Raw genomic sequence first — 10,355 nt, forward strand, 5'->3', positions numbered from 1 at the left:
ATGGGAGGAAATTATATGTGTTCAGTTACTTTTTTTGATTGCCTGCTGTGGCTGGTGGCAGCTGCAGTTGTGCTGGTCGTACTGGTGAAGCTGTATCTTAATCATGCAGGAACGGAGATTATTGTGCCGAAGGTGGAGAGCCGCAGCAGGCTGGCTGTGGATGAGCAGACTGAGGATAGCCTGACCATCAGCACAGTGATTGAGTTTGTCAATGAAGGTAAGCAGTGTGCTACCATCATGGATGCCCTGGTGCGTCCGCAGCTGCCTTATGAGCAGTATGACGGACTGGAAACCCGCGGCCATGCGGAGCTTTTGACTGCGCCACGCGAGGATGATTACTTTGAGGCGTACATCATTCAGAGAAAGGGCTACAAGGGCGGGCTGGACAAGGCCTCCATCAAGTGCCAGGTGAAGCTGATTGCCAGAAAGGGCATGTCCATCAAGGAAGCAGTGTCCCGGATGCCTGACTTCAACTTCCAGCTTATCTGGCTGGAAACCGGCCGCATCCCTTGCCATTATCGTCAGGTGCGCATCGAGGTACCGGCAGCGGAAGTGGCTGCCCTGGCAGGTACAGAGCTGGTACAGGACTGAGTTGGGAGGTTGTTTGACATGAGCGAGATTAAAATAGATTTGGTGCCTATTCCGACGAGGATTTTGACGGAAAAGGATGATATTATCGATGTGGTAGAGCGTTATACCAAGGGCAAGATTGGCCCGGATGACGTTATTTCCGTAGCGGAGAGCGTGGTTGCCATCACCCAGGGCAGGGCAGTCCGTCCGGAGGATTTGAAGATTACCCGCGTGGCAAGGCTTTGCTGCCGTTTCATCCCGGATTATGGTTCTCTGGCCAGCCCTCACGGCATGCAGTCCCTGATGGATGTAGAGGGCAAGTGGCGCGTTGCCGGTGCGCTGGTCATGGGCTTTTTGGGCAAGCTGGTAGGCATGAACGGCCTGTTCTACAAGTGGGGCGGTGAGCAGACTGCCCTGATTGATGATGTTACCGGCACTATGCCGCCTTTTGACAAGCACATTGTCTACGGCCCGAAGGAGCCGGAGAAGGTGGTGGAGCAGCTGAAACAGCGTCTGGGCTGTTTTGGCGGCCTGATTGCCGATGTAAATGACCTGAAGCGCTCCCGTGTAGTTGGTGCCTCTGCCGGTCTGGACGGTGAAAGGGCGGCACGGCTTCTGATTGATAATCCATTCGGCAATGCTTCCCAGAAAACGCCGATTGTTATCATCAAGAATTTCCGCAAGCTGCAGGAACAGGGGTAATAATTATGCTGTTTAATGCTTTGCTGGTCTTTGTGGGTGGCGGCATGGGCGCTGTCAGCCGTTATTTGGTGACTACCTTCATGGGCAGCCATGTGAACGGCAGCTTTCCCTATGGCACCTTTGCTGCGAACATCATAGGCAGCTTTTTTATGGGCGCGGTGATGTTTTATTTTATCAACAAGAGTATGCCGGTGCCGGAGCATATCAGGCTGCTTCTTTTGGTAGGTTTCATGGGCGGCTTTACCACCTTTTCCTCATTCAGCATGGAAACGGTCAGCCTGATGCAAAATCAGCACGTTATGTCCTCACTGCTGAATGTGGCAGGCAATGTCAGCCTGGGTATTGCGGCGGTGCTGATGGGCATGTATGCGGCTAACTGGCTGAGCTGATGCCACAGGTGATATCGGGCGTGGCGGATAAGCCGGATACCGGCGCGGCAGTGCAGTGACGGATGATTCGGCTGTTCGGCATCGGCCGCGGCAGTGCTGTGGCCGGGCGATGAAAGTATTTGCAAAATTTTACTGTCAGTTTTGGTCGCTGGCAGTATTTTTTTGTGTTTTTATGGTATCATATAATAGTAAGGTTTTTGCAAGGAGGAATTGTATGGAGCGGAAGAATGGGCGCAAGGCTCAGCCGGAGGGGCGCCCGGACGGGCGGCAGGCCGACCAGCTGCGCCGTTACCGGATAAATCGTTTTTTTCAGAAGAATCCTGCCGGCTCGGTGCTGATTGAGATGGGCAACACCAAGGTAATCTGCGCGGCCACCATCGAGGAAAGGGTGCCGAATTTTCTGCGGGGAACCGGCGAGGGCTGGCTGACGGCGGAGTATTCCCTGCTGCCAAGTGCCACCAATACCAGAACGCCGCGGGAGGCGGCCAGGGGCAGGCAGACTGGGCGCACACAGGAAATCCAGCGGCTCATAGGCCGCAGCCTGCGCTCCGTCATGGACATGAAGGCGCTGGGGGAGCGGACGATTATCATTGACTGCGATGTGATTCAGGCGGATGGCGGCACCAGAACAGCCTCTGTTACGGGGGCGTTTATTGCGCTGGTGGAGGCCTGCAACAGCATTTATGATGAAAAGAAGCCGTTTCCGGTAAAGGATTTTCTGGCGGCCATCAGCGTGGGCATTTCCCCTGCCGGAGAACCGCTCCTTGATCTTTGCTATGAGGAAGATTCAGCCGGGGTGGTGGATATGAACGTGATTATGACCGGCGAGGGGCAGTTCGTGGAGGTGCAGGGCACCGGCGAAGGGCGGCCTTTTAGCCGGGATGAGATGAACAGCCTGCTGGAGCTGGCGGAAAAGGGCATTGATGAGCTGATTTCCTATGAGAAGGATGTGCTGGGCAACGTGCTGGTATGGAGGGTAGGCCGCGAATGAAGCTGGACAATTTGCTGGATATTGCCCTGTTGGGGCTATATGTCTGGCTGGTCCGCTGGTCGCGAGTGAATATGGATATGAATAATTTATTAAATATGAAGAAAAATGTGCAGGCGGCAGTCAAGGGGCAGGAAAAGCTGAAAATCGTGATTGCCACGAAAAATCAGGGCAAGGTAAGGGAAATGCTGAATGCTTTTCGTGAACTGCCGGTGGAGCTGGTTTCGCTGGCTGACTTGCCGGAGAGGTATGATGAGCCGGTGGAGGATGGTGCTACCTTTCAGGCCAATTCCCTGATTAAAGCCGGGTATTATCAGAAGCAGACGGGCATGGCCTGCCTGGCTGATGACTCCGGGCTGGAGGTGGAGGCGCTGGGTGGTGCGCCGGGAGTGTATTCCGCCCGCTTTGCCGGGGAAAATGCCAGCGATGCGGACAACAATGCAAAGCTGCAGCAGGAGCTGAATGCATTGGGCAGGGAGACCTCGCCGGCGGCCTATCAGTGCGCCCTGACCTTTATTGATGCTGACGGCAGGGTGCTGACGGCACAGGGCTTCTGCCGTGGCGAAATCCGCCTTGAGGCCAGGGGGGAGAACGGCTTTGGCTACGACCCGTACTTTTACGTGGGTGAGAGAACCATGGCGGAAATGACACTGCAGGAAAAGCAGGCCATCAGCCACCGTGGGGCTGCGCTGGCTGAGATGGCAGTCCTTTTGCGGGGGTATTTCGAGGAATGCGGCCCTGTCATGGCATAGCAGGGTAACGGCAGGTTTTTGGGGATGTTGCACGACTTATTGAGGAGCGGTTGAGATGAGAATCGGATTGATAAGCGATACCCACGGCAATACCGCGGCTATTGACCAGGCGGTGGAGCTGGCGGGGGAGATTGATTTGTGGCTTCATGCAGGAGATATGATTCATGATGCCGAATATCTGGATATGGTGTATGATGCCAAGGTGATAAATGTGGCAGGAAACTGTGACTGGGGCAACCGCAGCGTGCCGGATGAGGAGGTTGTGGAGGCGGGCGGCCATCGGATTTTCCTGACCCACGGCCATATCTACGGCGTCAAGGGCTCGCCCTATGGCATGGTGCAGGCGGCACAGGAGAACGGGGCGGATATTGCCGTCTTTGGCCACAGCCATGTGGCGTTCAGGGAAAAGGTGGACGGCGTGCTGCTCATCAATCCCGGCAGCCTGGCCTACCCGCGGGACGGCGGCGGCCAGTCCTTTATGGTGCTGGAGCTGACCGAGGGGGCGGAGCCTGAGATTTACCATTACCATCTTGAGGACAGGGTTGCTTCCGGCAAAGCCGGCAAGGGGAAAAAACGTGAAAAATGGTTCGGATTGTTTTGAACAATATTCATAAAATTTATCCTACAAATTACCGATTATAATTCTGATAAATCAATACAAAAAGATGAATTCGGTTCACTTTATTTTACCTAAACCCCTTGCTGTTATTAGGTTGAAAGCAATTTAAAAATATGATATCATAAAGTAGCGAATGTGATTTTATTATATAATATTTAGGGAGGGTTTACTTTGCGTACAATTAATGTAGAGCAGATTACTGCTGAAGTAGCGCAGATGTGCAAGGAAGCTGCCTATTATTTGCCAAAGGATGTATATGAGGCATTGAAGAAGGGCAGGGAAACCGAGGAATCTCCTGTTGGCTGTGATGTTCTCGACCAGATCATCCGCAATTCCGAGATTGCCCGCGAAGAGGACAGGCCTATCTGCCAGGATACCGGCATGACCATCGTATTCCTGGAAATCGGTCAGGATCTGCACATTGAGGGCGGCAATCTGACTGATGCCATCAATGCAGGTGTCGCAAAGGGCTACGTTGAGGGGTATTTGCGTAAGTCCGTTGTGGCTGAGCCGCTGTTCAACCGTGTGAACACTCAGAACAACACGCCTGCTATCATCTACACCAAGATTGTGGATGGCGACAAGCTGAAGATTGAGGTTACCCTGAAGGGCTTCGGCAGCGAGAACAAGTCCGGCATCAAGATGCTGGTTCCTGCTGACGGTGTCGAGGGTGTCAAGAATGCTGTTCTGGATATCATCCAGCATGCAAGCTGCAACCCTTGTCCTCCGATGGTTGTAGGTGTGGGTATCGGCGGCACCATGGATCAGGCTGCATACCTGTCCAAGCGCGCCCTGATGCGTCCGACCAATGTCCGCAATGCGCATCCTGATTATGCGAAGCTGGAGGGCGAGCTCCTCGAGATGATTAACAAGACCGGTATCGGGCCTCAGCTGGGCGGCACTACTTCTGCCCTGGCTGTAAATATCGAGTGGGGACCTACCCACATTGCCGGACTGCCTGTTGCCGTGACCATCTGCTGTCATGCAATGCGCCATTCCGAGCGTGTATTATAAGAGGAGGAAGAAAGATAATGGCTGAAAAGATTCGCATTACTACACCTTTGACTGAGGAAGTATCCCGCACTCTGCGCGCTGGTGACAGCGTGCTGATCAGCGGTACCATCTATAGCGCACGCGATGCTGCCCACAAGGCTATGACCGAGGCTCTGGCCCGCGGCGAGAAGCTGCCGATTGACTGGAACAACCAGATTGTTTATTACCTCGGCCCTACTCCTGCCAAGCCTGGCAATCCTATCGGCTCCTGCGGCCCTACTACTTCCGGCCGTATGGACGCTTATACGCCTACCATGCTTGATCAGGGCATCAAGGGCATGATTGGCAAGGGCTCCCGCGCACCGGAGGTTATCGAGTCCATGAAGAAGCATGGCGTAACCTATTTCGCTGCCGTGGGCGGTGCTGCTGCCCTGATTTCCAAGTCCGTAAAGAGCTACACCGTTCTGGCTTACCCTGAGCTGGGGCCTGAGGCTGTGGCAGCTCTGGAGGTTGAGGATTTCCCTGCTATCGTTGTAATCGACTCTGAAGGCAATAACTTCTACGAGATGGGTCAGGCTCCATATCGTAAGTTATAATTACTTTCCGCAGGAAAGAATATATTTAGGAGGTCTAGAATGATTAACGTATCTTTTTATCTTCGCCGTCTGCATTCCCTTTGCGGTCTGATTTTACTCGGCGGTGTGCTGGTTGAGCATTTGCTGACAAATGCTTCGGCTATGGGTGGCCCTGAGGTGTTCAATCAGGGATTGGCTATGATGGAGCTCATTCCACCACCAATTTTCCTGGGCATTGAAATCTGCATGTATGCAGTGCCAATCCTGTTCCATGCAATTTATGGTATTTTTATCGCTTTGGATGCAAAGAACAACCCTGGTGCCTATGGTTACTCCCGCAACCTGAAGTTTGCCCTGCAGCGTTACACTGCATGGTACCTGGTAGCATTCCTCATCTGGCATGTGGGCTATCTCCGTATTTATCTCAAGGGCCTGAGCGGCGTTCATATCAGCTATGAGCTGGTACAGAGCGTTCTGTCCAACCCGATTGTCTTCGTTCTCTATGCACTCGGTATGTTTGCTGCCATTTTCCATTTCTGCAACGGTATTACTACCTTCTGCATGACCTGGGGTATTGCCAAGGGCCCTCGTGCACAGTGCGTTGTTGACAAGATTGCTATGGGTCTGTGCGCTCTGATGTGCCTCCTGACTCTGGCGTTTATGTTCTCTTACTTCATGTAATCCCTGATTGCATAGCCTGTTTGGAGAATTTGTCGTAGTTAAAAATATTGTATAAGGAGAGAAACTGCGTGGCTAAAAATAAGATTATTGTAGTTGGTGGCGGTCTTTCTGGCTTGATGGCTACCCTTAAAATTTGCGAGGCTGGCGGCGAAGTAGACCTGTTCTCTTACTGTCCGGTAAAGCGTTCTCACTCCCTTTGCGCCCAGGGCGGCATCAATGCCTGCATGGATACCAAGGGCGAGCATGACTCCATTTATGAGCATTTCGATGATACCGTATATGGCGGTGACTTCCTGGCAGACCAGCTGGCTGTAAAGGGCATGGTTGAGGCTGCTCCGAAGCTCATCAAGATGTTCGACCGCATGGGTGTGCCTTTCACCCGTACCCCTGAAGGCGTTCTCGACCTCCGTAACTTCGGTGGCCAGAAGAATAAGCGTACCTGCTTTGCCGGTTCCACTACCGGTCAGCAGCTTTTGTATGCTCTTGACGAGCAGGTTCGTCGCTGGGAAGTTAAGGGCGGCGTAACCAAGTATGAGTTCTGGGAATTCATCAAGATTATCAAGAACAAGGACGGCATCTGCCGCGGTATTGTTGCCCAGAGCATGAACTCCATGGAGATTAAGGCATTCCCTGCTGACGTTGTCATTCTGGCAACCGGTGGCCCTGGCCAGGTATTCGGCCGCTGCACCGCTTCCACTATCTGCAACGGCTCCGCTGTATCTGCTGTTTACCAGCAGGGCGCAGCTATCGGCAACCCTGAGTTCATCCAGATTCATCCGACCGCTATCCCTGGCTCCGACAAGAACCGTCTGATGTCCGAGGCATGCCGTGGTGAGGGTGGCCGCGTATGGGTATACCGTGATGGCAAGCCTTGGTACTTCCTGGAGGATATGTATCCTGCATACGGCAACCTGGTTCCTCGTGACGTTGCATCCCGCGCTATTTTCAAGGTATGCGTTCACATGGGCCTGGGTATTGACGGCGACCGCCGCGTATATCTCGACCTGTCCCACATTCCGGCTGATTATCTGGAGCGCAAGCTGGGCGGCATCATCGAGATTTACACCGAGTTCGTAGGCAAGGACCCTCGCAAGGTTCCAATGGAGATTTTCCCTTCCGTTCATTATTCCATGGGCGGTATCTATGTAGATAGAAAGCACTTCACCACGATTCCTGGCCTGATGGCTTCCGGTGAGTGCGACCATCAGTACCACGGTGCAAACCGTCTGGGTGCTAACTCCCTGCTGTCTGCTGCTTATTCCGGCACTGTTTCCGGCCCTGAGGCTATGAAGTATTGCAAGGAAGGCAAGCAGGGCGTGGCTCTGACCGATGCCGAGCTGGAAGCAGCCCGTCAGGAGGTTCAGGCCGAGTATGACAAGATCCGCCAGATGAACGGTCCTGAGAACGCGCACAAGCTGCATCAGGAAATGGGCGAGATCATGTATGAGTATGTATCTATCGAGCGTGATAATGTTGGTTTGGACAAGTGCCTTGTCAAGCTGAAGGAAATCCTGAAGCGTTGGGACAACATCGGTCTGACCGACCATGGCAACTGGGCTAATCAGGAGGCCATGTTTGTTCGCCAGCTCCGCAACATGATTCTCTATGCAATGGCTATTACCAAGGCTGCCCGCTGCCGTGATGAGTCCCGTGGTGCTCATGCCAAGATTGAGCTGGATGCTAACGGCAAGCGCAAGATGGACGGCGAGGAGCTGGTATTCATGCCTCGTAACGACGAGAAGTTCATGAAGACCACTGTTGTTACCTACGATCCTAAGACCGAGGAGCCAATCGTAAATTATGAGGAGTTCGAGCATTCTCTGATTAAGGCTCGTCCTCGTAACTATGCTGTTGCGAAGAAGGAATAAGAGGAGGATAAATCAGAATGGCAGAACAGAAGAAAACAGTTACTTTTATTATTGAGCGTCAGGACAGCCCTAACAGCGCGCCTTACACTCAGGAATTTGAAATTCCGTATCGTCCTGCACTGAACGTCGTTGCCTCCCTTATGGAAATCCAGAAGAATCCTGTAACCAAGGATGGCAAGCGTGTTGCCCCTGTTACCTGGGAGTGCAACTGCCTGGAGAAGGTATGCGGCGCCTGCATGATGGTTATCAACGGCAAGGCCCGTCAGGCCTGCTGTGCCCTGATTGACGAGCTGGAGCAGCCAATCCGCCTTGCTCCTGCCAGAACCTTCCCTGTAATCCGCGACCTGCTCATCGACCGTTCCGTAATGTTCGAGAGCCTGAAGCGCGTACAGGCCTGGGTTGAGATTGATGGTACCTGGGAAGTTAAGGATGCTCCTATCCAGAATCCTTACACCGCTACCACCGCTTATGAGATTTCTCACTGCATGACCTGCGGCTGCTGTCTGGAGGCTTGCCCGAATGTCGGCCCTCAGTCTGACTTTATCGGTGCTTCCCCTACTGTACAGGCTTACCTGTTCAACCTGCATCCGCTGGGAAAATTCGACAAGGAGAAGCGTCTTAATGCTCTCATGGGCAAGGGCGGTATCACCGGTTGCGGCAATTCCCAGAACTGCGTAGAGGTTTGCCCTAAGAACATCAAGCTGACCACTTACCTGGCTCAGCTGAACCGCGATGTGAACAAGCAGGCCTTGAAGAACATTTTCAACAAGTAATATGTAATTTTTCGGCTTGCAGAAGGCTGCTGTCAGGGTGTCTGTTCACCCGGCGGCAGCCTTTTTGCATGTACAGGCAGTTTTGGGTGCAAATAAATGAGCAGATGGAGCTTGACTCTCACACTATGTCAGGGCTTATTATTGTGGTGAGCTCAACAAGAAACATCCATGGAGGTAGGAATAATGCTAAAAATAGGAGATTTTTCAAAGCTATCCAGGGTAAGCATCAGGATGCTTCGTCACTATGATGATATTGGCCTGCTGAAGCCGGCGGAAATTGATGAGTTTACAGGCTATCGCTATTATCAGGAAGAACAGCTCTTTGCCATGGGCAGGATTACCGCCTTGAAGGACATGGGATTTGCCCTTGCGGATATAGTCAAAATCCTTGATATTTATGATGACAAGGAAAGGCTGGATGTTTTTCTGGCCGAAAGGCAGAAGGAACTGATGGAGAGCTACAGGCAGACGGAGTACAAGCTGATGCTTCTGGAGTCAGCCCGAAAGAGGCTGAGAAAGGAGCAAGTCATGAATTTTGATGTTACCGTAAAGACAATACCTGAAAGATACGCTGCCACTGTGCAGATGGTAATTCCCCGTTATGAGGATGAGGGCATGCTGTGGAATATGCTGGGAGAATGCAGGCCGCCGCTCATTCCGGCTGTGCCATGCTTTGCCTCGGCCCAGTTCCTTGATATGGAGTATAAGGAAAAAAACGTGGAAGTTATGATATCCATGAATGTAAAGGGGACATATCAGGACACGGAGCACGTAAAATTTAAAACCCTTCCGGCGGTCAAGGTGGCAAGCTGCATCATGAAGGGCGGTTATGAGCAGATGAATGATGTTACAGCCACAGTGATTTCCTGGATTAAGGCAAATGGCTATACTGTTTCAGGCCCGATGTTCAATATTTATCATGTGAGCCCTGCTCAAACGCAGAATCCGGATGAGTATGTGACCGAGGTGTGCTTTCCAGTAGAGTAATCAGCATCTTCCCATGAGATTGCAAGTAAAATGTGCTATGCTGTGAAAGTGATTGCTGAAGCTGTGCGTTTGTATGGCTGCTGCGGGGTGTTTTTTGCATCCTGCAGCAGCTTTTTATATGGCGATAATTTCACAAGTGCAATACAGGCTTTTTGCTAAAACCGCGGTATATGGTATAATAGTAATTGATTTGGTGGAAAGCAGGTGAGGGGAGCATGTCATCAGGAAAGGAATATCTGGATTTTATTTTGGAGCAGCTTTCTGAGGCGGAAGATGTAAGTTATCGCGCCATGATGGGGGAGTATATTTTATACTACAAAGGCAAGATTATAGGTGGAATTTATGATGACCGTTTTCTGGTGAAACCGGTGAAGGCGGCTGTTGCTTATATGAAGGATATTGAATACGCCGTCCCTTATGAGGGGGCAAAGGAAATGCTATTGGTGGATAATGTTGAT

Annotated in this window: 13 protein-coding genes; all 13 read left to right on the top strand. The window is 52.1% G+C overall.

Translation table 11 applies throughout. The annotated features are described in order from the left end of the window. Nucleotides 1-15: 15 nt before the first annotated feature. On the top strand, nt 16-591 hold the full coding sequence (locus ACI3UA_RS07530; RefSeq protein WP_439724198.1) for a hypothetical protein: 576 nt from the start codon (nt 16-18) through the stop codon (nt 589-591). 18 nt (nt 592-609) lie between these two features. After that, complete coding sequence (locus ACI3UA_RS07535) at nt 610-1,272, top strand: coenzyme F420-0:L-glutamate ligase (RefSeq protein WP_439724199.1); 663 nt, start codon at nt 610-612, stop codon at nt 1,270-1,272. A 5-nt stretch (nt 1,273-1,277) separates the two neighbouring features. Further along, nucleotides 1,278-1,661, top strand: coding sequence for a fluoride efflux transporter CrcB (crcB, locus tag ACI3UA_RS07540; RefSeq protein WP_439724200.1), 384 nt, complete (start codon nt 1,278-1,280; stop codon nt 1,659-1,661). A gap of 214 nt (nt 1,662-1,875) precedes the next feature. Next, nucleotides 1,876-2,652 carry a ribonuclease PH gene (gene rph, locus ACI3UA_RS07545; protein WP_439724201.1) on the top strand — a complete coding sequence of 259 codons (777 nt, stop codon included), beginning with the start codon at nt 1,876-1,878 and terminating at the stop codon, nt 2,650-2,652. 95 nt (nt 2,653-2,747) lie between these two features. Beyond that, complete coding sequence (rdgB, locus tag ACI3UA_RS07550; RefSeq protein ID WP_439724208.1) at nt 2,748-3,401, top strand: RdgB/HAM1 family non-canonical purine NTP pyrophosphatase; 654 nt, start codon at nt 2,748-2,750, stop codon at nt 3,399-3,401. A 55-nt stretch (nt 3,402-3,456) separates the two neighbouring features. Next, the gene (locus tag ACI3UA_RS07555; RefSeq protein ID WP_439724202.1) at nt 3,457-4,002 is read left to right on the top strand and encodes a metallophosphoesterase; all 546 of its coding nucleotides are present in this window, start codon (nt 3,457-3,459) and stop codon (nt 4,000-4,002) included. A 189-nt stretch (nt 4,003-4,191) separates the two neighbouring features. Beyond that, entirely contained in the window at nt 4,192-5,034 is an 843-nt protein-coding gene (locus ACI3UA_RS07560) for a fumarate hydratase (protein ID WP_439724203.1), read from the top strand. Between the two features lie 17 nt (nt 5,035-5,051). Then, nucleotides 5,052-5,609, top strand: a complete 558-nt coding sequence (locus tag ACI3UA_RS07565) for a Fe-S-containing hydro-lyase (protein WP_277007529.1) — start codon at nt 5,052-5,054, stop codon at nt 5,607-5,609. Between the two features lie 39 nt (nt 5,610-5,648). Next, entirely contained in the window at nt 5,649-6,269 is a 621-nt protein-coding gene (locus ACI3UA_RS07570; protein WP_439724204.1) for a succinate dehydrogenase, read from the top strand. A gap of 116 nt (nt 6,270-6,385) precedes the next feature. Next, on the top strand, nt 6,386-8,137 hold the full coding sequence (gene sdhA / locus ACI3UA_RS07575; protein WP_439724209.1) for a succinate dehydrogenase flavoprotein subunit: 1,752 nt from the start codon (nt 6,386-6,388) through the stop codon (nt 8,135-8,137). A 17-nt stretch (nt 8,138-8,154) separates the two neighbouring features. After that, nucleotides 8,155-8,910 (top strand): succinate dehydrogenase iron-sulfur subunit, encoded by a 756-nt coding sequence (sdhB, locus tag ACI3UA_RS07580; protein ID WP_439724205.1) that lies wholly within the window; start codon nt 8,155-8,157, stop codon nt 8,908-8,910. Between the two features lie 183 nt (nt 8,911-9,093). Beyond that, entirely contained in the window at nt 9,094-9,897 is an 804-nt protein-coding gene (locus ACI3UA_RS07585) for a MerR family transcriptional regulator (protein ID WP_439724206.1), read from the top strand. A 215-nt stretch (nt 9,898-10,112) separates the two neighbouring features. Next, nucleotides 10,113-10,355, top strand: a 243-nt coding sequence (locus ACI3UA_RS07590; RefSeq protein WP_439724207.1) for a TfoX/Sxy family protein, incomplete at its 3' end; no start/stop codon positions are given.

It is taken from the genome of Anaerovibrio sp., assembly GCF_051866355.1.
GTDB lineage: Bacteria > Bacillota > Negativicutes > Selenomonadales > Selenomonadaceae > Anaerovibrio.